Origin of the sequence: Nesterenkonia sp. AN1, from assembly GCF_000582475.1 — a bacterium.
GTDB classification, from domain to species: domain Bacteria; phylum Actinomycetota; class Actinomycetes; order Actinomycetales; family Micrococcaceae; genus Nesterenkonia; species Nesterenkonia aurantiaca.
The window spans coordinates 23,457-46,886 of sequence record NZ_JEMO01000008.1 but is presented as its reverse complement, the minus strand read 5'-3'; the positions used below and the strand labels follow the sequence as shown (position 1 = coordinate 46,886).

At 69.1% G+C, this 23,430-nt stretch carries 23 protein-coding genes and 1 pseudogene; 21 read left to right on the top strand and 3 right to left on the bottom strand.

Annotated features, from left to right (window positions below; translation table 11 throughout):
* Nucleotides 1-74: 74 nt before the first annotated feature.
* From leuC to BG28_RS05865, 6 genes are all read left to right on the top strand, one after another.
* On the top strand, nt 75-1,508 hold the full coding sequence (gene leuC / locus BG28_RS05890; protein WP_036474845.1) for a 3-isopropylmalate dehydratase large subunit: 1,434 nt from the start codon (nt 75-77) through the stop codon (nt 1,506-1,508).
* 42 nt (nt 1,509-1,550) lie between these two features.
* Nucleotides 1,551-2,150: a 3-isopropylmalate dehydratase small subunit gene (gene leuD, locus BG28_RS05885; protein WP_036474843.1), complete on the top strand. Its 600-nt coding sequence runs from the start codon at nt 1,551-1,553 to the stop codon at nt 2,148-2,150.
* Nucleotides 2,151-2,295: 145 nt separating this feature from the next.
* Nucleotides 2,296-3,618 (top strand): UDP-N-acetylglucosamine 1-carboxyvinyltransferase, encoded by a 1,323-nt coding sequence (murA, locus tag BG28_RS05880; RefSeq protein ID WP_036474842.1) that lies wholly within the window; start codon nt 2,296-2,298, stop codon nt 3,616-3,618.
* A gap of 24 nt (nt 3,619-3,642) precedes the next feature.
* On the top strand, nt 3,643-4,623 hold the full coding sequence (locus tag BG28_RS05875) for a 1-acyl-sn-glycerol-3-phosphate acyltransferase (protein ID WP_235180995.1): 981 nt from the start codon (nt 3,643-3,645) through the stop codon (nt 4,621-4,623).
* Nucleotides 4,620-5,639, top strand: coding sequence for an NAD(P)H-dependent glycerol-3-phosphate dehydrogenase (locus BG28_RS05870; RefSeq protein ID WP_036474840.1), 1,020 nt, complete (start codon nt 4,620-4,622; stop codon nt 5,637-5,639). The genes BG28_RS05875 and BG28_RS05870 overlap by 4 nt, the downstream gene beginning before the upstream one ends.
* Before the next feature lie 3 nt (nt 5,640-5,642).
* On the top strand, nt 5,643-6,791 hold the full coding sequence (locus BG28_RS05865) for a D-alanine--D-alanine ligase family protein (protein WP_036474839.1): 1,149 nt from the start codon (nt 5,643-5,645) through the stop codon (nt 6,789-6,791).
* A 142-nt stretch (nt 6,792-6,933) separates the two neighbouring features.
* On the opposite strand, the gene BG28_RS05860 is transcribed toward BG28_RS05865, so the two are convergent.
* A complete protein-coding gene (locus tag BG28_RS05860) occupies nt 6,934-7,476 on the bottom strand; it encodes a DUF3515 domain-containing protein (protein ID WP_235180994.1) in 543 nt (180 codons plus the stop codon).
* Between the two features lie 52 nt (nt 7,477-7,528).
* On the opposite strand from BG28_RS05860, the gene BG28_RS05855 reads away from it, so the two are divergent.
* The 5 genes from BG28_RS05855 to rsmD are packed head-to-tail and all read left to right on the top strand — an operon-like array spanning nt 7,529 to nt 12,549.
* Nucleotides 7,529-8,554: an LCP family protein gene (locus tag BG28_RS05855; RefSeq protein ID WP_036474837.1), complete on the top strand. Its 1,026-nt coding sequence runs from the start codon at nt 7,529-7,531 to the stop codon at nt 8,552-8,554.
* On the top strand, nt 8,538-9,704 hold the full coding sequence (locus BG28_RS05850; RefSeq protein ID WP_084479500.1) for a DAK2 domain-containing protein: 1,167 nt from the start codon (nt 8,538-8,540) through the stop codon (nt 9,702-9,704). The genes BG28_RS05855 and BG28_RS05850 overlap by 17 nt, the downstream gene beginning before the upstream one ends.
* A 7-nt stretch (nt 9,705-9,711) precedes the next feature.
* Nucleotides 9,712-11,415, top strand: coding sequence for an ATP-dependent DNA helicase RecG (locus BG28_RS05845; RefSeq protein ID WP_369797198.1), 1,704 nt, complete (start codon nt 9,712-9,714; stop codon nt 11,413-11,415).
* Nucleotides 11,415-11,921, top strand: coding sequence for a helicase-related protein (locus BG28_RS16750; RefSeq protein WP_369797197.1), 507 nt, complete (start codon nt 11,415-11,417; stop codon nt 11,919-11,921). The genes BG28_RS05845 and BG28_RS16750 overlap by 1 nt, the downstream gene beginning before the upstream one ends.
* 37 nt (nt 11,922-11,958) lie before the next feature.
* Nucleotides 11,959-12,549 carry a 16S rRNA (guanine(966)-N(2))-methyltransferase RsmD gene (gene rsmD, locus BG28_RS14895; protein WP_084479499.1) on the top strand — a complete coding sequence of 197 codons (591 nt, stop codon included), beginning with the start codon at nt 11,959-11,961 and terminating at the stop codon, nt 12,547-12,549.
* 255 nt (nt 12,550-12,804) lie between these two features.
* Here rsmD and BG28_RS16165 read toward each other — a convergent pair.
* Together BG28_RS16165 and BG28_RS05830 are read right to left on the bottom strand one after the other, a co-directional pair.
* Nucleotides 12,805-13,257: pseudogene (locus BG28_RS16165) on the bottom strand (spermidine synthase); the annotation flags it as partial.
* A 182-nt stretch (nt 13,258-13,439) separates the two neighbouring features.
* Nucleotides 13,440-14,855 (bottom strand): aminotransferase class I/II-fold pyridoxal phosphate-dependent enzyme, encoded by a 1,416-nt coding sequence (locus BG28_RS05830; RefSeq protein WP_235180993.1) that lies wholly within the window; start codon nt 14,853-14,855, stop codon nt 13,440-13,442.
* A gap of 87 nt (nt 14,856-14,942) precedes the next feature.
* Here BG28_RS05830 and coaD point away from each other — a divergent pair, with 87 nt between their 5' ends.
* The 10 genes from coaD to BG28_RS14285 all read left to right on the top strand — a co-directional run bounded on the left by coaD (nt 14,943) and on the right by BG28_RS14285 (nt 23,430).
* Nucleotides 14,943-15,419 (top strand): pantetheine-phosphate adenylyltransferase, encoded by a 477-nt coding sequence (gene coaD / locus BG28_RS05825; RefSeq protein WP_036474835.1) that lies wholly within the window; start codon nt 14,943-14,945, stop codon nt 15,417-15,419.
* Nucleotides 15,420-15,484: 65 nt separating this feature from the next.
* Nucleotides 15,485-16,408, top strand: a complete 924-nt coding sequence (galU, locus tag BG28_RS05820; RefSeq protein ID WP_036474833.1) for a UTP--glucose-1-phosphate uridylyltransferase GalU — start codon at nt 15,485-15,487, stop codon at nt 16,406-16,408.
* Nucleotides 16,409-16,483: 75 nt separating this feature from the next.
* Nucleotides 16,484-17,050, top strand: coding sequence for a DUF177 domain-containing protein (locus tag BG28_RS05815; protein WP_036474832.1), 567 nt, complete (start codon nt 16,484-16,486; stop codon nt 17,048-17,050).
* 82 nt (nt 17,051-17,132) lie between these two features.
* On the top strand, nt 17,133-17,336 hold the full coding sequence (gene rpmF, locus BG28_RS05810; protein WP_036474831.1) for a 50S ribosomal protein L32: 204 nt from the start codon (nt 17,133-17,135) through the stop codon (nt 17,334-17,336).
* 25 nt (nt 17,337-17,361) lie between these two features.
* On the top strand, nt 17,362-18,111 hold the full coding sequence (gene rnc, locus BG28_RS05805) for a ribonuclease III (RefSeq protein ID WP_084479497.1): 750 nt from the start codon (nt 17,362-17,364) through the stop codon (nt 18,109-18,111).
* Entirely contained in the window at nt 18,111-19,103 is a 993-nt protein-coding gene (gene mutM, locus BG28_RS05800) for a bifunctional DNA-formamidopyrimidine glycosylase/DNA-(apurinic or apyrimidinic site) lyase (RefSeq protein WP_036474829.1), read from the top strand. The genes rnc and mutM overlap by 1 nt, the downstream gene beginning before the upstream one ends.
* Nucleotides 19,104-19,290: 187 nt before the next feature.
* The gene (locus tag BG28_RS05795; protein ID WP_051501062.1) at nt 19,291-19,890 is read left to right on the top strand and encodes an aminoglycoside 3'-phosphotransferase; all 600 of its coding nucleotides are present in this window, start codon (nt 19,291-19,293) and stop codon (nt 19,888-19,890) included.
* Nucleotides 19,891-19,989: 99 nt separating this feature from the next.
* The gene (locus tag BG28_RS05790; protein WP_084479496.1) at nt 19,990-21,180 is read left to right on the top strand and encodes an LCP family protein; all 1,191 of its coding nucleotides are present in this window, start codon (nt 19,990-19,992) and stop codon (nt 21,178-21,180) included.
* 31 nt (nt 21,181-21,211) lie between these two features.
* Nucleotides 21,212-22,438: a glycosyltransferase family 4 protein gene (locus tag BG28_RS05785; protein ID WP_051501061.1), complete on the top strand. Its 1,227-nt coding sequence runs from the start codon at nt 21,212-21,214 to the stop codon at nt 22,436-22,438.
* Nucleotides 22,435-23,430 (top strand): glycosyltransferase family 2 protein, encoded by a 996-nt coding sequence (locus BG28_RS14285; protein WP_051501060.1) that lies wholly within the window; start codon nt 22,435-22,437, stop codon nt 23,428-23,430. The genes BG28_RS05785 and BG28_RS14285 overlap by 4 nt, the downstream gene beginning before the upstream one ends.

The following is a 23,430-nucleotide window of genomic DNA, read 5'->3' as shown; positions in this document are numbered from 1 at the left end:
GACCTGCGCCTGGCGGTATAGAAGCCTCCGCCCAATGGTGCTTCTGTAGAGAGTGAGCCCACCAGGAGGATCCCATGGCGAACAAGCCACTCACGCTGCCTGAGAAGGTCTGGCGCGATCACGTCGTCGTCCCCGGCAAGGAGTCTGACGGTCAGCGGTCTCCGGACCTGCTCTACATCGACCTTCACCTGGTCCACGAGGTGACCAGCCCGCAGGCCTTCGAGGGTCTGCGCCTGGCCGGGCGACCGGTCCGCCGCCCGGACCTGACCATCGCCACCGAGGACCACAACACCCCGACGCTGGAGATCGACAAGCCGATCGCGGACCCGATCTCGCGCAAGCAGGTGGACACGCTGCGCGCCAACGCCAAGGAGTTCGGCGTGCGGATCCACTCCCTGGGCGACGCCGATCAGGGGATCGTCCACGTGGTGGGACCACAGCTCGGACTCACCCAGCCCGGCATGACCGTGGTCTGCGGGGACTCCCACACCTCCACCCACGGGGCCTTCGGCGCCCTGGCCATGGGCATCGGCACCTCCGAGGTCGAACACGTCCTGGCCACCCAGACCCTGCCGCTGAAGCCGTTCAAGACCATGGCGATCACGGTCAACGGCTCGCTGCGCCCCGGAGTCAGCTCCAAGGACATCATCCTCGCGGTGATCGCCGAGATCGGCACCGGCGGCGGTCAGGGCTATGTGCTGGAATACCGCGGCAGCGCCATCGAGGAGCTTTCCATGGACGCGCGGATGACCATCTGCAACATGTCCATCGAGGCCGGCGCCCGAGCCGGGATGATCGCCCCGGACGCGACCACCTATGAGTTCATTAAGGACCGCCCGCACGCCCCACAGGGCGAGGACTGGGACGCCGCGGTGCAGTACTGGGACTCGCTGCGCACCGATGATGGGGCGGTCTTCGACGCCGAGGTGATCCTCGACGCCGACACCCTGGACCCCTTCGTCACCTGGGGCACCAACCCGGGCCAGGGCGTGAGCCTCAACGGCGCGGTCCCGGCGCCCACCGACTTCACCGACGACGTCGCCCGCGAATCCGCCGAGCGCGCGCTGACCTACATGGACCTGGAACCTGGAACCCGGATGAAGGACATCCGGGTGGACACCGTCTTCCTGGGCTCCTGCACCAACTCCCGGATGGAGGATCTGCGTGCCGCCGCGGAGATCCTGGCCGGACGCGAGAAGGATCCGGAGATCCGGATGATCGTGGTCCCGGGTTCGGCGAAGGTCCGGCTGCAGGCCGAGGCCGAGGGGCTGGACAAGGTGTTCAAGGAGTTCGGCGCCGAGTGGCGCTTCGCCGGCTGCTCGATGTGTCTGGGCATGAACCCGGACCAGCTGGCCCCCGGAGAGCGCTGCGCCTCCACCTCGAACCGCAACTTCGAGGGCCGGCAGGGCAAGGGCGGCCGCACCCACCTGGTCTCCCCGGTGGTGGCCGCCGCCACCGCGATCCGCGGCACACTCTCCGCCCCTGCCGACCTCCTCGTCTCCGCCTGAGCACGCGCACCGCAAGCGCACCGCCCGCGACAGAAAGTCACCATGGAACCCATCACCACGCACACCGGCGTCGGCGTCCCGCTGAGGCAGTCCAATGTGGACACCGACCAGATCATCCCCGCGGTCTACCTGAAGCGGATCACCAAGACCGGCTTCGAAGATGCGCTGTTCTCCTCCTGGCGCAAGAACCAGGACTTCGTGCTGAACCAACCGGCCTATAAGCACGGCTCGGTGCTGGTCGCAGGATCGGACTTCGGCACCGGGTCCTCCCGGGAGCACGCCGTCTGGGCGCTGAAGGACTACGGCTTCCGTGCCGTGATCTCCTCGCGCTTCGCCGACATCTTCTACGGCAACTCGGCCAAGCAGGGTCTGCTGGCCGCGAAGGTCGCCCAGCCCGACGTCGAGCTGATCTTCAAGGAGCTGGAGAACAACCCCGGCACCGAGGTCACCGTGGACCTGATCCACCGCACCGTGCGCTGCGGCTCGGTGGACACCAGCTTCGAGATCGACAACTACACCCGCTGGCGGCTGCTGGAGGGGCTCGACGATATCTCGCTCACACTGCGCGAGGAATCACACGTCGACGCGTTCGAGGCGAAGCGTCCCGGATTCAAGCCGAAAACCTTGCCAGCGAAGGTCTGACCACGCCCGATGCCACCTGGTGGCGGCGGGGTCTTGACCGAATTGTTGCCTGCGCCGCCGGCGGAACTGGGAAGGGATCCCAGCAGATGTGGTTACAGTGGCAAAGCTACATTCCACGTTTGTCGAAGAAGGGACCGCCAGTCCAATGGCCAAGCTGCTCACCGTCCAAGGTGGAAAGCCACTCGAGGGATCCGTCCACGTCCGTGGCGCAAAGAACCTCGTGCCGAAGGCCATGGTGGCCGCCCTGCTGGGCAGTGAGCCCTCCCAGCTGCGCAACGTCCCGGCGATCAAAGACGTCGAGATCGTCACCAATCTGCTCCAGATCCACGGTGTCAAGGTCGAGGCCGACCCGATCACCAATGACCTGACCCTGGACCCGCGCGACTCCTACAGCGCTGCGCACTCCGAGATCGACGCCTATGCCGGGGACTCCCGGATCCCGATCCTGTTCTGCGGCCCGCTCATGCACCAGCACGGCGAGGCGTTCATCCCCGACCTCGGCGGCTGCCGGATCGGTGACCGCCCGATCGACTACCACCTCGAGGTGCTGCGCAACTTCGGCGCCGTGGTGGACAAATCACCCACCGGGATCCACATCTCGGCGCCGCGCGGACTCAAGGGCGCGAAGCTGACCCTGCCCTACCCCTCCGTGGGTGCCACCGAGCAGGTGCTGCTCACCGCCGTGCTCGCCGAGGGCATCACCGAGCTGGAGAACGCCGCGGTGGAGCCGGAGATCCACGACCTGATCGCGATTCTGCAGCAGATGGGCGCGATCATCACGGTCTACACCGACCGCACCATCCGCATCGAGGGAGTGGACCGGCTCTCCGGCTACCGCCACCGGGCGATCACCGACCGCAACGAGACCGCCTCCTGGGCCTCGGCCGCGCTGGTCACCCAGGGCGACATCTACGTCAAGGGCGCCGCGCAGCGGGATCTCACCGCGTTCCTGAACACCTACCGCAAGATCGGCGGCGAGTTCTCGGTCGACGACGACGGCATCCGCTTCTGGCACGCCGGGCATGCCCTGAAGCCGCTGGTGCTCGAGACCGACGTGCATCCGGGCTTCATGACCGACTGGCAGCAGCCGCTGGTGGTCGCGCTGACCCAGGCGCACGGCGTCTCGATCGTGCACGAGACCGTCTATGAGAACCGGTTCGGCTTCACCGAGGCGCTGCAGCGCATGGGTGCCTCGATCCAGCTGCACCGCGAGTGCCTGGGCTCAAGCCCCTGCCGCTTCGGGCAGCGCAACTTCCTGCACTCCGCGGTGATCTCCGGACCGGCCGAGCTCCACGGCGCCGAGATCGACGTCCCGGACCTGCGCGGCGGCTTCTCCCACCTGATCGCCGCGCTGGCGGCGAAGGGCACCTCCACCGTCACCGGCATCGAGGTCATCAACCGCGGCTATGAGCACTTCATGGACAAGCTGGGCGACCTGGGTGCGGATGTCGTGATGTCCGAACGCTGAGTCGGGCCGGTAGGGTCTATCCCTGTGACCGATCACAGCAGCGACCCAGCACCCGTCGAGGGCCGAGGCCGCTCGAGCCGCCGCAGATCCGGCTCGAGCCGCCGCCGGTCTGAGCGCCCCGCGCCGGCAGGGCCGGACACCACCGACTACACCGTGGGTCGCGGCACCCGGCTGGGCTTCTCCGCCGCCGCCGCGGTCTGCGTCCCGGTGCTGAACCTGGCGCTGGGCCGGCGCTGGCACGGGTTGGAGACGCTGCCGAAGGGCGGGTTCATCGTGGTGGCGAACCATGTCAGCGAGGTCGATCCGCTCGTCGTCGCCCATGCCGTCTACCGCAGCGGCCACACCTTCCACTTCCTGATCAAGGACTCGCTGGTCAGCATCCCGGTGCTGGGCAAGGTGTTCAGCGGGCTCAAGCAGATTCCGGTCTCGCGGGACAGCCGCACCGACGCCGGCCGCTCGCTCGATGCGGCCAAGGAGGTCCTCGCTGCCGACGGCGCAGTCATGATCTACCCCGAGGGCACCCTCACCCGGGACCCCGAGGGCTGGCCGATGCGCGCGAAGACCGGCGCCGCCCGGCTGGCGCTGACCACCGGAGCCCCGCTGATCCCGATCACTCACTGGGGTGTCCAGGAGCTCTTCGGCACCTACGCCAAGGTCCCGAAGTTCTTCCCGCGCAAGCGCTACCAGCTCACCGTGGGGGAGCCGATCGACCTGAGCGATCTGCGCGGGGGCCCGATGACCCGCTCGGTGCTCACCGAGGCCACCGAACGCATCGAGACCGCCCTGACCGAAGGTGTGGCCTCGCTGCGCGGGCAGGAGCCCCCCGAGCAGATCTGGGATCGCAGCCTGCGCCAGCGGGTGCCGCGCAGACAGCCCCGCCGCGCACCCCGCGCTGGGAGTGCCGCGACGCCGCAGCCCGTGACCGACCAGCCCAAGACCGACCAGCCCAAAACCGACCAGCCCAAGACCAACCAGCCCGACGAGGCGCAGGAGGATCAGCCGTGACCAAGATCGCCGTGCTGGGCGCCGGCAGCTGGGGCACCACCTTCGCGAAGGTGATGGCCGATTCCGCCGTGGTCGGCGGCGCCGAGCCCGCCGTCGTGCTCTGGGCGCGCCGCCCCGAGGTGGCCGCCGAGATCACCGAGTCCCACACCAACACCACCTACCTCGGGGAGACCCGCCTGCCGGCGATGATCACCGCCACCACCGACCTGGCCGAGGCGGTGCGCGACGCAGAGGTGGTCGTGCTCGCCGTGCCGGCCCAGTCGCTGCGCTCCCAGCTGCAGGTGGTCCGGGAGAACCTGCACGACTCGGCGATCCTGGTCTCACTGATCAAGGGTCTCGAGCGCGGCACCGACCTGCGGATGTCCGAGGTCATCGGCGCCGAGCTCGCCGTGGCGCCGGACCGGATCGTGGTGGTCTCGGGACCCAACCTGGCGATGGAGATCGCCCGCGAGCAGCCCACCGCCTCGGTGGTCGCCTGCACCAGCACCGAGACCGCCGAGCGCGTCGCGGCGCTGTGCAACAACGCCTACTTCCGGCCCTACACCAACACCGATGTGATCGGGGTGGAGATCGCCGGGATCGTGAAGAACGTCATCGCCCTGGCCGTGGGCATCTGCGACGGGCAGCAGCTCGGCGACAACTCCAAGGCCTCGGTGATCACCCGCGGCCTCGCCGAGACCACCCGGCTGGCCACCGAGCTGGGCGGACGCCTGGAGACCTTCTCGGGCCTCGCCGGGCTCGGGGACCTCGTCGCGACCTGCGCCTCCCCGCTCTCGCGCAACCGCAGCGCCGGCCGGCTCCTGGGCGAGGGGTTCACCGCCGAAGAAGCCACCGCCAGGCTCTCCCAGACCGCCGAGGGCATGAAGTCCGGCTCCGCGGTGGTCGAGCTGGCCCGCCAGCACCAGGTGGAGATGCCGATCTGTGAAGCCGTGGTGGCCGTCCTGGACGGCGTGCTGCCGGTGGACCGGCTCTCCTCGCTGCTGCTGGCCCGTGACCTCAAAGCCGAAGGAAGATGACCCATGGTCGAGCTTGATCCTGCCCTGAAACCTCGCGTCCTCGTGCTCTACGGCGGACAGTCCTCGGAACATTCGGTGAGCTGCGTGACCGCCGCCGGGGTGCTGGGCGCCATCGACACCGAGGCGTTCGACGTCGTGCCCGTCGGCATCACCGCCACCGGTCAGTGGACCCGCCCGGTCACCGATCCGCGCAGCCACGGCTTCGGCGGAGACGAGCTGCCCCGGGTGCTGCCCACCGAGTCCACCGTCCAGCTGCACTCGGGCGCCGCGGGATCCTCCGAGCGCCGCGCCGAGCTCCTCGAGGTCCACGCCGACGGCAGCTCCACCGCCCTGGGCCACGTGGACGTGGTGTTCCCGCTGCTGCACGGCCCGTTCGGGGAGGACGGCACCATCCAGGGGCTGCTCGAGCTCGCCGGTCTGAGCTACGTCGGCGCCGGGGTGCTCAGCTCTGCGCTGGCCATGGACAAGCACTATATGAAGATCGCCTTCGCCGCCGCCGGACTCCACGTCGGGCCCTGGGTCACCGTGACCGACCGGCAGTGGACCCAGGACCCGGCCGAGGCGCTGGAACGGATCCGCGAGCTGAGCCTGCCGGTGTTCGTGAAGCCCTCCCGGGCCGGCTCCTCCATGGGGATCACCCGGGTCGAGGACCACGCCCAGCTCCAGGACGCCATCGCCGAAGCGCGCAAGCACGATCCCAAGGTGATCGTGGAGCAGGGGATCGACGGTCGGGAGATCGAGTGCGGCGTGCTCGGATCCCAGAACGGTGCCTCCGCCCGGGCCTCGCTGCTGGGCGAGATCGTGGTCCACGACGGCTCCCAGGCGCACCAGTTCTACGACTTCACCGCCAAATACACCGACGCCGCAGCCGCGGACCTCTCCTGCCCGGCCGAGCTGCCCGAGGAGGTCAGCGCGGAGATCCGCCGCCAGGCCGTGCTCGCGTTCGAAGCTCTCGGTGCCGAGGGGATCTCCCGGGCGGACTTCTTCTACACCACCGGCGGGGACGTGGTCATCAATGAGGTCAACACCATGCCCGGCTTCACCCCGATCAGCATGTATCCGCAGATGTGGAAGGCCACCGGGATCGGCTACACCGAGCTGATCACCGAGCTGATCTCGCTGGCCCTGCAGCGCCCCGCCGGCCTGCGCTGAGCCTTCCCCGGGCGGCCCTTGGCTCTCCTTCTCGGCGCTGAGCTTCCAGAACAGCGCTGAGCCTTCCAGAACAGCGCTGAGCCTTCCAGAACAGCGCTGAGCCTTCCAGAACAGCGCTGAGCCTTCCACCGGGCTGAGCGGCTCAGCCCTGCGGCTCGATCGCCTCGCCCTCCTGGACGTCCTGGGCGTCCTCGGTCTGCTCGATGTCCTGATCGGTGGTGGTGCAGGCGCGGGTCTGCTCCACCTGCTGCACGGCGGGCGCCAGGCCGAGCATCGCGGTGGAGGAGGCGACCTGATCCAGGTTCAGCAGCACCTCCACGGCGGGATCCCGGCCATAGGTGACCAGCCGCCAGGTCTGCTCATCCTCCTCCAGGGCGAGCCAGTCCACGCCGTCGGCGCCCACACAGTGCTCGGGGCTCGGCCCCGGCGGGACCACGCCGCAGCGCATCACCACCTCGCTGGGGTCGCCCCACACCGCGGTGCCCTGGGAGGTGGTGGGCCGCAGCTCGTGGTCCCCGATCACCTCGGGCACCGCGAGCATCACGTCGGCGCAGTCCGGATTCGCTGCGTCCGGAGCCGCCTCCACCGTCGCCGTGGAGGCGCAGCCGCTGATCAGCCCCAGTCCCAGCACTGTGAGCAGGACATTGCGGACGCGAGCACGGCGGTCGCCGGAGTTGATAGACACATGACATATTCTGTATGAAGTCCTAAGTACTTGCCCATTCCAGGAGCACCAGATGACGTATGAGGTCGACTACGACAAGCCCCGCCGGAAGCGGCGCGGGCGTCGTGCCGCGCTGATCATTGTGAGCGTGGTGGCCGTCGTCGTCGTCGGGGCCCTGGTGGCGGGCATGGTCTACCTGAACTCATTGAGCAGCGCCTATGAAGATAATGCGCAGACCTTCGAGCAGAGCTTCCCCGAGGAGGAGGGTCGCCCGGTCAAGGCCGAGGACGACGAATCCATCAACATCCTGCTGCTGGGATCCGATGAGAACGGCGGCTCCGGGGAGACCGAGGAGCTGTCCCGGGTGCCGCAGGGCGGCCGCTCGGACACCATGATGCTGATGCACATCCCCAGCGACCGCGAGAGCGTGCAGATCATGTCGGTCCCGCGTGACCTCTGGGTGGAGGTCCCGGGTCACGGCGAGCACAAGATCAACGCCGCGCTGAGCCTGGGCGGGCTTCCCTCGACCATCGACACCTTCGAATCGCTCTTCGACGTGCGGATCGATCATGTGGCCGCGGTGGACATGCTCGGCTTCACCGGCCTGGTCGACGCGCTCGGCGGGGTCACCGTGAACTCGGGCTACGACCAGCCGTTCACCACCGGTCAGGGGTTCACCTTCCAGCCCGGTGAGCAGGAGATGAACTCCGAGGAGGCGCTCTCCTTCGTCCGGCACCGGCAGAGCTTCCCCGACGGGGACCTCCAGCGGGTGCGCAACCAGCAGGCGTTCATCCAGGCCGTGATCGACCAGACGGTCACCCCGGAGAACCTGAGCAACCCCGGCCGGGTCCGGGACCTGGTGGAGACCTTCTCCCCGCACCTGATCGTCGATGACACCCTGAGCTCCGGCACCGTGGCCTCGCTGGGCTGGAACCTGCGCGGCGCGGTGAACAACGTGGAGTTCTTCACCGTCCCGACCGGGGAGAGCAGCTACTCCGACGACGGCCAGTGGATCTTCTATCAGGACCAGCAGGCCATGGAGGACATCGCCGACGCGATCGCGGACAGCACGCTGGACGACTATGCAGCATCGCGATGAGCCGAGCTCGCGACCTCCGCTGAGGCCACTGCCAGGCCACGCTCGAGCGCAGTCCTCGGCTCGGGGCAAGGTCAAGGGTGCTGCCGCGGTGCACCGCTGGTTCCTCCTCGCCGAAGCCGCCCTGGAGCGCAACGTCGAGCCGCTCAACCGACTCAACGTCTTCCCGATCCCTGACTCGGACACCGGGGAGAACATGCTGGCCACGATCCGAGCCTGCCGCGCCAGCGTGGAGGCCTCCTCCACCGAGGACCTGGGCGAGCTCTTCGCCGCGGCCGGCTCCCGGGCGATGTCCGAGGCCTACGGGAACTCCGGCACCCTGCTCGCGGTGCTGATCTCCGGACTGGCCGAACCGCTGCATGGTCAGCAGCGTCTGACCATCTCCGGGTTCTCTCGCGCGCTGGAACGGGCCAAGGTCCGGTCCTGGTCCGCGCTGACCGACCCGGTCGCCGGGACCATGCTCTCGGTCCTCGATGCGGTGCACTCCGAGGTGCACCACCGCGCGCTGCAGGCGGAGGAGCCCGAGAGCCGGGCGGCCCTGGAGGCCGCCATGCCCTACGTGGTCTCCCGGGCCTTCCTCGCGGTGCAGGCCACCCGGGAACAGCTGCCGACGCTGCAGCGCGCGAACGTGGTGGACTCCGGGGGAGCCGGACTGCTGGTGGTGCTGATCGCGCTGCACTCGACCATCACCGGGATCGCCATGGACTTCGCGCCGCTGCAGAGCCTGCCCGGCTGGCAGCAGCCCCCCGCGGGTCACCACGCTGCAGATCAGCAGCCCGGAGGCCAGCAGCGCACGCCGGAGACCGGCTCGCCGGCGGCTGAACCGTTCACCGAGACTCCAGCGCCGGACGGATCCGAGGTGATGTGCACCGTGCGGCTGGATCCGCTCGGGGCCGCCTCGCTGCGCCACCAGCTCGATGATCTCGGCGATTCGGTGATCGTGACCCCGATCGACGCGAACCCCGACGAAGAGGGCACCTACCGCTGGCGGATCCACGTGCACACCCTCGAGGAGCCGCGCACCTGCACCACTGTGCACGCCGCGGGACCCGTGGAGTCCTACGCCGCTACCGCGCTGCACCCCAGTCCCGACCGCAGTCCCGCCGCCCAGGCGGAGACCACCCACGCCCCGCCGGCCCGAGACCAGGAGTGATCCCCGCGTGGACGTGCTTCCCTCCACCGAGCTGAGCCGGATCATCGGCGCGGAATCGGCGAAGACGCTCGAGCAGGGGCTGGGCATCACCACCGCCGCGCAGCTGCTGCAGCACTATCCGCGCCGCTGGATCGAGTTCGGCCAGCTCTCCTCCTTCCGCGACCTCCCCGAGGCCGGGGAACACGTCAGCCTGATCGCCGAGGTCACCGGGGTCTCGGTGCGCAAGATGGCGAACCGGCGCGGCTCCCTGGCCGAGGTCTGGGTCACCGATGACGAGGGCAACTCGCTGAAGATGGCGTTCTTCAACGGTTGGAGCGTGGGCCGCCAGCTGACCCAGGGAGCCCGGGCGATCTTCCACGGCAAGGTGGGCAGCTACCGCGACCGCCCCACCCTGAACAACCCCGACTTCACCGTGTTGGTCGACGCCGACCCGGAGACCATCACCGACCAGGTGGACCCGGAGGCGGACCCGCTGGGCGCCGCTGCGCTGCCGCGCGCACTGAACCGGGGCAAGACCCCGGTCCCGCTGTATCCGGCCACCTCGGGGATCAGCAGCTTCCGGATCCTGGACTGCATCGAGATCCTGCTGGACCTCATCGACTTCGCCGCCTGGCCCGAGCCGCTGCCGGAGCAGGTCCGCGCCTCCGAGGAGCTGCCGGAGCTGGGTGAGGCCTACCGGCTGATCCACCGGCCCGAGACCATGGAGGACCCGGAACGCGGGATGCGCCGGATGCGCTACCACGAGGCGTTCCTGCTCCAAGGGCTGCTGCACCTGCGTCGCGCCCAGGAACAGCACCGACGGGCCCTGCCGCGGCCGGCGCAGGAGGCCGGCCTGCTCACCCGGTTCGACGCCGGACTGCCGTTCACGCTCACCGAGGGTCAGGTCCGCTGCGGGGAGCTCATCGGCGCCGAGCTCGACCGCGAGCACCCGATGAACCGGCTGCTCCAGGGCGAGGTGGGCTCCGGCAAGACCCTGGTCGCGCTGCGCGCAATGCTGCAGGTGCTCGAGACCGGGGGACAGGCCGTGCTGATCGCGCCCACCGAGGTGCTCGCCGCCCAGCATGAGCGCTCGCTGCGCCGGATGCTCGGCGGCCTCGCTGAGGAGGTCGGGCTCACTCTGCTCACCGGCTCGATGGGCACCGCCGATCGCCGTCGGGCCCTGCTCGACATCGCCTCCGGCACCGCCGAGCTGGTGGTCGGCACGCATGCTGTGCTCGGCGAGCAGGTGCACTTCGTGGACCTGGGCCTGGCCGTGGTCGATGAGCAGCACCGGTTCGGGGTGGAGCAGCGCGACGCCCTGCGCACCCGCTATGAGCTCACCCCGCACATGCTGGTCATGTCGGCCACCCCGATCCCACGGTCGGTCGCGATGACCGTCTTCGGGGATCTGGAGCTGACCACCCTGGAGGGCCTGCCGAGCGGCCGGCAGCCGATCGTCACCCATGTGGTGCGCACGGTTCAGGGCCCGCGGTTCATCGGCAGGGTCTGGGAACGGATCGCCGAAGAGGTCGCCGCGGGGCACCAGGTCTACGTGGTGTGTCCCAAGATCAGCGAGGCCGATGCGCGCGAGGACCCGGAGACCGGGGTGCAGACCGACCAGGACGCCTCGGTGGAGCTGATCGCTGCGCGCCTGGCCGAGCATCCGCTGCTGAGCAGGACCCGGCGCGCGTGGTCCACGGGAGAATGGACGCCGCCGCCAAGGAGTCGGTGATGACCGGTTTCGAGCGCGGGGAGATCGACGTGCTGATCTGCACCACGGTGATCGAGGTGGGCGTGGACGTGCACAACGCCACAGTGATGGCGGTGCTCGACGCCGACGCCTTCGGAGTCTCTACCCTGCACCAGCTGCGCGGACGGATCGGCCGTGGCGGCGCCCACGGGCTCGCGCTGCTCGTGACCCGGCTGCCCGACGGGCACCCGTCCCTGGAGCGGCTGGAGCAGGTGGCGGAACACTCCGACGGGATGACCCTGGCCCGACTGGATCTGCAGCGCCGGCGTGAGGGCGACGTGCTCGGCGCGGCCCAGGCCGGCCGGGCTTCCACGCTGAAGCTGCTGCGCACGATCCGAGACGAGAAGATCATCGTCCGCGCCTCCGAGCTGCTGCGCGAGATCAGCGCACAGGATCCCAGCTGGGCGGACTACCCTGGACTGCGCACCGCCGTGGGGGAGTACCGCGACCTCCACGAGGGCGCCGACGAGTTCATCCAGCGCGGCTGAGCAGTCCGACAGCAGGGCCCTGAGACAGGAGTGTGAGATGGCACGGATCATCGCCGGCACGCATAAGGGACGCCGCCTCGTGGCCGTCCCCACCGACGCCACCCGACCCACCAGCGACCGGGTCAAGGAGTCGCTGTTCTCCCGGCTCGAGGGCTATGACGCCCTCCGCGACGCCGTCGTGGTGGATCTCTATGCCGGCTCGGGCGCGCTGGGCTTCGAATCGCTGAGCCGCGGTGCGCGCAGCCTGGAGGCCGTGGACAAGGCCGAGGCCGCGGTGCGCACGCTGCGCCGCAACGCCGAGTTCTTCGGCGCCGAGGCCCCGCCGGCGCTGCGCCGGGAGATCTCGGTGCACAAGGCCGACGCGCTGCGATACCTCGGCTCACGCAGCGGTCCACCCATCGAGCTGCTCTTCCTGGACCCGCCCTACAGCCTCGGAGACGCCGAGCTGTTCAAGGTGCTGAGCGCCGCGAGGGAGCAGCTGCATCAGGCGGCCACCGTGGTGATCGAGCGCGACGCCGGCAGCGGCGCGCCCTCCCTGCCGGAGGGACTCGAGATCTTCAGCGAGAAGTCCTACGGCAGCACGCAGATCTTCATGGTCGAGCCCACTGAAGCAGCTCTTCCGCACTGAGCACGTCGCCGGGGTGCGGGCCCGCGGCCCAGAGCGCGTTGAGCTCGGTCTGCGCCAGCGCCGCACCACGCGCGCGGCGAAGCTCAGGTTCCCCTCGGCCCGGGCCTCGAGCACATCGCTGGGCGCGCTCAGCATCGCGCAGCGCGCCGCCTGCTCGGCGCCCGGGGTGCTTGAGGCGCCCGGGGTGCCTGAGGCGTCGGGGATGGCTGATGCGTCGGGGATCAGCGTGGCCGCCGCGTCGAGCAGCGAGACCACCTGCGCCCGGACGAAGTCCATCGGCGGCTCATCCCCGAGATTCACCAGCAGCAGCCCGCCCGGGACCACCTGCTCAAGGACTGCCCGGTGAAACTCCGGGCTGCGCAGGTGCTCTGGTGCGGCCGCACTGTTGAACAGGTCCACCACGACGACGTCGAAGCTCACCCCTTCCAGGGCTCCACCGGGGCCCAGCACCGCGGCGGCGTCGGCGACCAGATTGCGAGGGCTTCTGCGCATCGGCAGATGCGCCAGCACGAACTCCACCAGCTCAGGTTCGATGTCCACCACGGTCTGCTCCACCGCGGGCCAGTGGTGCTCGATGAAGCGCGGCAGGGTCAGCGCTCCGGCGCCCAGGTGCAGCACGCGCGGCGCACCGGTTGCTGCAGAGGAAATGCCGGCGGCGGGGGCTCCTCCCAGGCGCTCGCGGGCGCAGGTCTGCAGCACGGTACCCATCCGGAACAGGTAGTCGTGGAGCAGATAGTCGGGATCCCCGAGCTCCACATGGGACTGCTCGGCCCCGCCGATGCTCAGCACCACGCCGTCCTCGGTGAGGTCGTCCTTCACGAGCTCGGCCAGCTGCCCGGAGAAGGAGAGCCGCTGGCTCCGGGGCAGGCCCAAGGCGTCGCGCTGGCGCATCAGGGGGTTCCGGTGCCGGCCGCCGCCAGCGTCTCGGGTGCGGTGACCGGCGCCGCGCTGGCCGGCCGCGCGGTGGCAGGCCGTGCGTTGGCAGGCCGCGCGTCGACCGGCGGGTGGCCGGCCAGCGCGGCGGGCAGATGCTCACGCATCCGACGCAGCCCCTCTTCGATGGTGGCGTGGTCCTTGCAGAAGGCGAAACGCACCAGATGCTCCAGCTCGTCGCTCGGGCTGGCCCGGTGCTGGATGGTCAGGGCAGAGACCGGGATTGCGGCCACCCCCACCTCCTCGGCGAGGACCCGGCAGAACTGCGCGGCCGAGAGCGAGGTGATGCCAGAGACGTTGCCGAGCACGAAGTACCCGGCCTCGGCGCGATTCGGCGCCAACCCGAGTTCCTCGAGGCCGGCGCGCAGCAGATCCCTGCCGGCCTCCAGCTCGGCGGTGTTCTGCGCGAAGAACCCCTGGTCGTCCTGGAGCCCGTGGCCCACCGCCCACTGGAAGGCCGGGCCGGAGGAGAAGCTCAGGAACTGCTTGACCCCGCGGACCTGGCTGACCAGTTCGGCGCTTCCGGTGACCCAGCCGACCTTCCACCCGGTGACCGAGAAGGACTTCCCGGCGGAGCCCACCGCCACAGCCACCTCCTCGGCGCCGGGGATGGTTAGGATGCTGCGGTGGGGCAGCCGCGCATCCGAGAGCACCAGATGTTCGTAGACCTCGTCGCACATGATCCGCAGGTCATGCTTGACCGCGAGCGCAACGATCCGGGTCAGCTCCTCGGTGCTGAAGACCGTGCCGGTGGGGTTGTGCGGGGTGTTGAGCAGGATCATCGAGGTGCGCTCGGTGATGGCGGCCTCGAAGGCGTCCAGATCCGGGCGGAACTCCGGACCGCGCAGCGCCACGCCCACCAGCCGGGCGCCGGCCAGCGCGGCGCAGGCCCCGTAGGAGTCATAGTGCGGCTCGAAGGTGAGCACCTCGCTGCCGGGCCGGGCGAAGGCCAGGATCGTCGCGGAGATCCCTTCGGTGGCGCCGGTGGTCACCATGACCTGGGTGGCGGGATCCAGCTGCACGCCCTGACGCCGGGCCTGGGCGTCGCTGATCGCCTCGCGCAGGGTGGGCAGTCCCATCCCCGGGGCGTACTGGTTGCGCGGGCCGGTCTCGGGCTCGGTGATCGCCCGCGCGGCCAGCTGCAGCAGCCAGTCCGGGCCCTCGGTGTCGGGGAATCCCTGGCCCAGATTGACCGCGTCGTGGGCGATGGCCGCCGCCGTCGTGCGCTCGTAGATGGTGGGCATCACCGCAGGGGTGCTCGGCGGGGTGCTCGATGAGGTTTCGAAGCCCAAGGTGTTGGCCCCGGCCGCGGTCCGGGCCCAGGGCTGATCGAGGGCGAGCGGATCCGGGCTGGGGGAGCGATGAGAGGACATGGACTCCATCGTAGACAGCCCGTCGATCGGCAGCGTGTCCTGCGCGCCTGACGTCGGGTTCTTGACCACCTGAAGTACTGTCAGACCATGCAGCTAGCAGTGTGCCCCGGATCATTTGACCCTCTGCACAACGGTCATGTGGAGATCATCGCCCGTGCCTCGAACCTCTTCGACGAGGTGATCGTCGCCGTGTCGCCCAATATGCACAAGAACCCGATGTTCTCGGTCGAGGAGCGCATCGCGATGGCGCAGGAGACCTTCTCCTATGTGCGCGGGGTGAGCGTGAAGCCGCTGGGCAGCGGGCTGTTGACCGACTTCTGCCGCGAGGTCGGAGCCAACGCTCTGGTCAAGGGCCTGCGCGATCCCAAGGATCTCGGCTACGAGTCCCCGATGGCCACGATGAACCGGCACCTCTCCGGGCTGGAGACCGTGTTCCTCGCCGCTGACGGCCGCTACACTCACCTGTCCTCCACGCTGGTCAAGGAAGTCCACAAGCTCGGCGGGGACGTGGCGGAGTTCATCCCGCGTGCGGTGCAGCGCCGGCTCCAGGACCGTCGCCGCTGAGCGCGACCTCAGAAAACTTCATAGATTCGTCTGAACAGGCATCCAGGAAACGATAAGGTGGGCACATGAGTTCAACAACGTCTATTCGCAAAGCTGTCATCCCGGCTGCGGGTCTGGGAACCCGATTCCTTCCGGCCACCAAGGCCATGCCCAAAGAGATGCTCCCGGTGGTGGATGAGCCCGCGATCCAGTACGTCGTCGCCGAGGCCGCGAAGGCCGGGCTCGATGACATTCTGATGATCACCGGCCGCAATAAGCGGTCCCTGGAGAACCACTTCGACCGGGTCCCCGACCTCGAGGCCACCCTGGAGGCCAAGGGCGACACCAAGAAGCTCGAGGCCGTCCGGCAGGCCACCGAGCTGGGCGACCTGCACTACATCCGGCAGGGCGAGGCCAAGGGCCTCGGTCACGCCGTGCTCTGCGCCAAGCGCCACGTCGGCAACGAGGCCTTCGCGGTCCTGCTCGGCGACGACCTGATCGATGAGCGCGACGAGCTGCTCTCGACCATGCTGGAGACCCAGCAGCGGCTCGGCGGATCCGTCATCGCCGTGATGGAGGTGCCCGAAGAGAACATCAGCGCCTACGGCGTCATCGATGCCAACGGCCAGGACAAGGTCGCCGCCGAGAACGGCCAGCCCGCCGACGTCGTGCCGGTCCACGCCCTGGTGGAGAAGCCCCCCGTGGATGAGGCGCCGTCGAACCTGGCGATCATCGGTCGCTACGTGCTGCACCCGGCGATCTTCGCTGAGCTGGAGCAGACCAAGCCCGGGCGCGGCAACGAGATCCAGCTGACCGACGCGCTGCAGGCCATGGCGGGCAAATCCGCCGAGGAGGGCGGCGGAGTCCACGCCGTGATCTTCCGCGGACGTCGCTACGACACCGGAGACAAGCTCAGCTACATCAAGGCCGTGGTCACCCTGGCCGTGGACCGCGAGGACCTCGGACCAGACCTGCGCGAGTGGCTGAAAGAGTTCGTCGGCCAGATCTGATCGGGGGTTCGCACCCGAGCCGCCGTGACTGGTAGAGTGGCACGTCGGTCTAGATCATTGAGGAGTGGTTCAGCAATGACTGCTCTACGCGTAGATGTGCAGGAGCTCCGGGGCAAGCCCGGAACCCAGCACGAGATGCATAGAACTGTCCCTGCCCCGGAGGACTTCGCAACGGTCCTGATCGGGATCCCGCAGGGCAGCGAGCTGCAGGTGGATCTGCGTCTGGAATCGGTGCATGAAGGTGTGCTGATGACCGGCACCGCCGTCGGCGAGGTCACTGGACAGTGCGGCCGGTGTCTAGATGAGCTGAAGTACCCGCTCACCGTGGACATCATGCAGCTGTTCAGCTGGCCCCAGAAGACGCGGAAGGATCCGGCCGAGGAAGAGGATGAGGACACCCGCCCGATGGGCCATGACCTCACCATCGACCTGGAGCCGGTGCTGCGAGACCTGATGGTCTCCGCGCTGCCGTTCCAGCCGGTCTGCCGCGAGGACTGCCCGGGTCTGTGCTCCGTCTGCGGATTCCGCATGGAGGACGACCTCGAGCACTACCACGAGCAGCTCGACCCCCGCTGGGCCGCGTTGAAAGACATGGCCGCGGGACTGCCGGAGCCGGACTCCAAGTCCGACTCCAGCACCTAGAACTTGAACATCGCAGAACTTGACCATCGCAGAACTTGATTGACCAAGACTCTGTCCATCATCTAGAGAGAAAAGAGACACCGTGGCTGTTCCAAAGCGGAAGATGTCCCGATCCAACACCCGCAACCGCCGCTCGCAGTGGAAGGCTTCTGTGCCGAAGCTGGTGAAGACCGTGGAGAACGGTCGCGTCGTCTACAGCCAGCCTCACCAGGCCAAGCTGGTCACCGACTCCGCCGGTTCGCCGCTGTTCTATGAGTACAAGGGTCGCAAGGTCGCTGACGCCTGAGTCGTCGAACATGACGACATCGCACGTGAGCGATCACGAAGAGCTTGTGAAGAGTCTCGGGGTGCATATTGCCCCCGGGACTCTTCGTCTTGCCCTGACCCATCGCTCCTATGCCTATGAGAACTCCAACCTGCCCACCAATGAGCGGCTGGAGTTCCTCGGGGATTCGATCCTCGGCCTGGCGGTCACCGACTACCTGTTCCGGACCTTCCCGGATCTGGCCGAGGGTGACCTCGCCAAGCTCCGCGCCGCACTGGTGAGCACCCGCGCCCTGGCCCGGGTGGCCCGCGGCCTCGGCGTCGGGCCCTACATCAGCCTGGGAGCCGGCGAGCGGCTCACCAACGGCCAGGACAAGGACTCGATCCTTGCCGACACGATGGAGGCGCTGATCGGTGCCGCCTACCTCTCCACCGACACCGAGACGGCCCGCCGTCTGGTGCTGCGCCTCGTGGTCCCGCTGCTCAGCGACAAGGACGCGATGACCGCCGGCAAGGATTGGAAGACCACGATCCAGGAGATCGCGGCCGCCAAAGACATGGGCGAGATCCGCTACCAGATCACCGACTTCGGCCCGGACCACCACAAGTCCTTCAACGCCACCCTGGTCATCGGCGGCACCGCCCACGGCTCCGGCTCCGGGCCCTCCAAGAAGGAGGCCGAGCGCGAAGCCGCTCGGGTCACCGTGGAGACCCTCACCGCCGGCCGCGGTGAACAGGGCGACATCCTCACCCTGGTCCTGGACCGGTTCGAGGACACCGCACCCGCCAGCAGCTGATGCCCGAGCTGCCCGAGGTCGAAGTGGTCCGCCGCGGCATCAGCCGCTGGGCCACGGGACGCACCGTAGAATCCGTCACCGTCCACGATCCGCGCAGCCTGCGCCGTCACGCGCTGGGCGCCGCACTCGATGAACCGGCCCGGTTGGGCTCCTTCACCGACGCGCTGACCCACCAGAGGCTGCTGGCACCGCAGCGCCGCGGCAAGTTCCTCTGGATCCCGTTGCGCCAGGGCTTGATGCCTGCGGGAGCAGCAGCGCCTGCAACTGCTGCTCAGCCCGGCTCGGGGACAGAACCGGTCGGGGAGTCGCTGCTGATCCATCTGGGCATGAGCGGGCAGGTGCTCATCGATGAGCCCTCCGCCCCGGCGCAGAAGCACCTGAAGATCACGCTGGAGCTGGGCGGGGAAGGCTCCGCTCCGAAGCAGCTGCGCTTCATCGACCAGCGCATCTTCGGCGGCATGCAGATCTCCGAGCTGGTTCCCTCCACCCACCCCAGCGGCAGCGTGCCGGCCGCCGCGGTGCACATCGCACCGGACCCGCTGGAGCCCGGATTCGACGAGGAGACGTTCTTCCGCGCCCTGCGCCGCCGCAAGACCGGTCTGAAACGCGCGCTGCTGGATCAAGGAATGATCTCCGGGATCGGTAACATCTACGCCGATGAGGCGCTCTGGCTCGCCCGGCTGCATTACCTGCGCTCCACCCAGACCATCACCCGCGCCGAGTCCGCCCGGCTGCTCAGCGGGGTCAAGACCGTGCTGCTGGCCGCACTCGAAGCCGGCGGCACCAGCTTCGATGCGCTCTACGTCAACGTCAACGGCGCCTCCGGGTACTTCTCGAGGTCTCTCAACGTCTACGGCCAGCAGGGCAGGCCGTGCCCGCGGTGTGACACCGAGGTCAGGCGCGAGACGTTCATGAACCGCGGATCGCACTTCTGCCCGAAGTGCCAGCCCGGGCCGCGGGCCGCCCGGCCGCCCGCCTCGGGCCGTCCATGAGCCTGCCCTCGGCTCTGGCCGGGACGCCCTCGGCCGAGACCCCGGTTCCGGCCTTCCTACAGCGATCGCTGCAGGCGCTCGGGCTGGGTGCAGCCCAGCTCCGCCCGGTCTGGCGCAACGGAGCCGGCGGTCTGACGTTCTCCGTCGCCAGCGGCGGTGCCGCGGCTCCGATCGAGCTCTATGCCAAATGGAACCCCGACGCGCCGGGGAATCGCTCACGCAGGAGGCCGAGCGGCTGCGCTGGATCCACGGACGCCACCCCGCACCGGCCGTGGTGGACCTGATCGTGGAGGGCCCCGAGGAGGTGCTGCTCACCCGAGCGCTGTCCGGCGAGTCGGCGGTCTCCCCACGGTGGAAGGCTGATCCCGATCTCGCGCTGCGGGCCCTCGGCACCGGTCTGCGCCGGCTGCACGATCTGGAACCTCAGGACTGCCCCTTCGACTGGGGCGTGGAGCATCGGCTGCGCGCGGCGGGACGCACGTCGGGTCGCACGTCGAGCCCTGCCGCGCAGCTGCCCGAGGACGCGCCGAGCCTGGATCGCCTCGTGCTGTGCCAGGGCGATCCCTGCGCCCCGAATACGCTGCTGGCTGCCGACGGTTCGTTCCTCGCCCACGTGGATCTGGCTCGCCTCGGGGTGGCGGATCGGTGGGCCGATCTCGCCGTGATGTCGATGTCCCTGGCCTGGAACTTCTCCGGCTACGACGAGGCGGTGTTCTGGGACGCCTACGGGATCGAGCCCCAGGCGCACCGGATCGATTACTACCGACGCCTCTGGGACGCCACCTAGCCGTACTCGGCCGGGAGCTCTCTGAACAGCGTCGATGCGGGAGTGCCCAGATCGGTGGGCTAGCATGAATCGGATCGTCGAACGCGTAGAGGAGGGTGTGTGGCCGACAAGAATTCGCCCGAGCCACAGCCGCACCGAGCCCGCAGGGCCGCAAGGCTCCCGGGCGGGCCGGCGGCAGCCTCGAAGTCGACCAACCCCGATGACACCGAAGAACCCACCGTCACCGTCTCCGGCGCCGAGGATGCCGCCGCGGAGGAAACGCCCAAAGACCCGTCACGACGCCGCCGCCTGATCCGCAACGGTCTCATCGCCGTGGCGGTGCTGCTCGTCGTCGCGGTGGGCGCCGGACTGCTCTACGTCAACCAGCTGCGCACCACCTTCGACGAGCAGCGCAATGTCCTGGATCTGGGCCTCGGAGGCGATGACACCGCCGGTCGCACCGAGGACGGCACGGTGAACATGCTCCTGCTCGGCTCCGACAGCCGCGGCGAGGATGACATGGAGTACCGCGGCGAGATCGGCGACAACGCCTCCGAACGCTCCGACACCATGATGTTCGTGCACATCCCGGCCGACCGGTCCGGGGTCTACGTGATGTCCATCGTGCGGGACCTCTGGGTGGACGTGCCCGGCGAAGGCCAGGGCCGGGTCAACTCCGCGCTCGGTGTGGGCGGGTACCCGCTGGTCGTCGACACCGTCGAGGAGCTGCTGAACACCCATATCGACCACGTGGCGATCATTGACTTCGAGGGATTCTCCGACCTGACCCGCGCCCTGGGCGGGGTCTACGTGGAGAACCCGCGGCCCTTCTCCGCCGGCCAGCAGAACCCGGCGTTCTACCCCGAGGGCACCATTCGCCTGGAAGGCGACAACGCACTGCGGTTCGTCCGCGAGCGCAAGTCCTTCCCCGACGGAGACTTCAGCCGGGTGCAGAACCAGCAGCTGGTGATCAACGGGATCGTCGATCAGCTGCTCTCCTCCGACACCCTCACCAATCCGCAGCGGGTGATGGACGTGGTCAACGGCATCGTCCCCTACCTGAGCGTGGACGACGGTCTCGACGCCAACACCATCGCCGCCTACGCGCTGGAGATGCGCGACCTCCGTTCCGGGGACATCGAGATGTTCACCATCCCCACCGGGGAGATGGCCACCACCGCCAGCGGTGCCCAGGTGATCCTCAAGGACGAGGAGATGCTCGAGCTGCTGCAACGGTCCCTGAAGAACGACAACATGGAGGGCTTCATCGACTACATCGAGCTGCAAGAATCCCAGGACGGGCAGCAGTGACCCCTCGGGTTCAGCTCCTGACACACAGTTATTGGCCGGAACGCACGGCCCCGCAGCGCCGCTGGGAACGCCTCGTGGGCTGCTGCGCGAGGACGGCTGGGCGGTCGACGTCGTCACCCCCGCGGTGAACTCCCACCACACCCCGGAGGAGGTGCGAGGCCAGGGCAGATTCCGGCTGCGCCCCACGCCGGGGCCCACCGGGGAGCGGCTGCACCGGACCCCGTACATCCTGCTGAAGAATTCCCGCGCGGGGCGCTTCGCCTCAGACCTGGCCTCCGCGGTGCTGATGGTGCCCCGGGCGCTCAGCGCGAGCAAGCCTGATCTGGTCATCGCCACGGTGCCGGCCCTGCCCACCATCTGCGCCGGCTGGCTGGTCAGCCGCTGCCGCCGGGTGCCGCTGGTGGTCGATATGCGTGACGCCTGGCCCGAGCTCGCCCGCGAGGCCGGGGTGAAGGCCGGCCCGCTGGGGATGCTGATGGAAGCTGCCGTGGTCAGCGTCCAGCGCCGGGCTGAGCTCGTGGTCACCGTCACCGAGGGCTTTGGTCAGCGGCTGCGCGAACGCGGGGTCTCCCGGGTGGAGACCATCAGCAACGGCGTCGCCCTGGACCAGGTGCCGCAGCTCGAGCACCGGACACGCGAACCCGGGGAGCTGCGCATCGCCTACCTGGGCAACCACGGCGAGAGCCAGGCCCTGGGACGCATCATCACGGCCGTGGCGCTGATCCCGCGCACCCGGGAGAATTCAGTCGACGGGGACCACACCCGTTCCGAGGGACTCGACGTACAGCTCCGGCTGGTCGGCTCCGGCACCCAGAAGGACCAGCTGCGCCAGGTCGCGGAGGAGTCCGGTGCCCTGGACAGCGGTGCGGTGGAGTTCTTCGATCCGGTGCACGGCGAGGAGATCTGGGAGCACTACCGCTGGGCCGACACCGCCTTGGTCAGCCTGCGCACCGACTGGGCCTCCTTCGCCTGGACCGTGCCCTCGAAGACCTTCGAGCTGCTGGGCCTGGGCAAGCACATCACCGCCGCGGTCACCGGAGAGGCGGCCTGGGTGCTCGGCCACGCACGCAACGTCAGCTTCCTCTCCGGAGACTCGGAAGAGATCGCGGCCAGGCTCACCGAGCTCGCCGCCGATCCGGACTCCACCCCGGTGGATTCCACCGGCCGCGACTGGGTCGCCGAATACGCAGACCTGCCGGGGCTTGGCCGCCGCTACGCCGCCCTGCTGCGCACGCTGCTGCAGGAGCGGGCCCGGTGAGTCGGCCGGTGATCACCGCCGCCAACGCCTATATCTGCGTCTGCACCTACCGCCGGCCCGGCCCGCTGGCACAGCTGCTGAGCTCGCTGCGCGCCCAGGAACTGGGTCCGGTGGGGGAGTCGAGTGCGGTGGGGGAGTCACGCGCGCTGGGGGAATCGGGCGTGCTGGCGGAGCGCGAGCTGCCGCAGCTGATCGTGGTGGACAACAGCCCCGAGGGCGACGCCGAGGCCCAGGTCCGCGCTCAGTATCCGGGTGCGCAGTACCTCCACGAGCCGCGCCCCGGGATCGCCGCCGCGCGCAACGCCGCGGTGGAGGCTGTGCCGGCGGATGCCGAAGCGGTGCTCTTCCTCGACGACGACGAGCGCGCGGCGCCGGACTGGCTGCGCACACTGATCGACTGTGCCAACTCTTCCGGGGCCGACACCGTCTCGGGTCCGGTGATCACCCATTTCGGGGAGGACCCGCCGGCCTGGCTGCAGGCCAGCGGTTTCATCCGGCGCATCGACTTTCCCACCGGACCCTGGAACCACCGCGCCGCGACGAACAACGTGCTGGTCCGCGCGCATTGGTTCACCAGCGCCGGGTATCGATTTGATGAGGCGTTCAGCTTCATCGGTGGTGAGGACTCCGACCTCTTCGGCCGGATGCAGGCCGCCGGCGCCCAGGCCTGGTGGTGCGCCGAGGCGCAGGTCGAGGAGGACCTGCCCGCCGAGCGGCTGAGTCCGGCTTGGATGCGCCAGCGCGGGATCCGCGCCGGACATGTGCGCGCCACCAAACTCATCCGGCGTGCCGAGCAGGACCAGGCAACCCCGACGCTGCGGCTGCGGATCGGCGCCGAAGGGCTGGTCCGCATCGGCTACGGGGCGGCTCGGACCACAGCCCGCCGGCTCAAGCGCGCGCCGGTGCGGTATGTGGACAGCGTCTATCACCGTGAGGGCCTGGGCATGCTCCAGGCCGCCGCCGGCCGCCGCTACGAGGAATACGGACGCTGA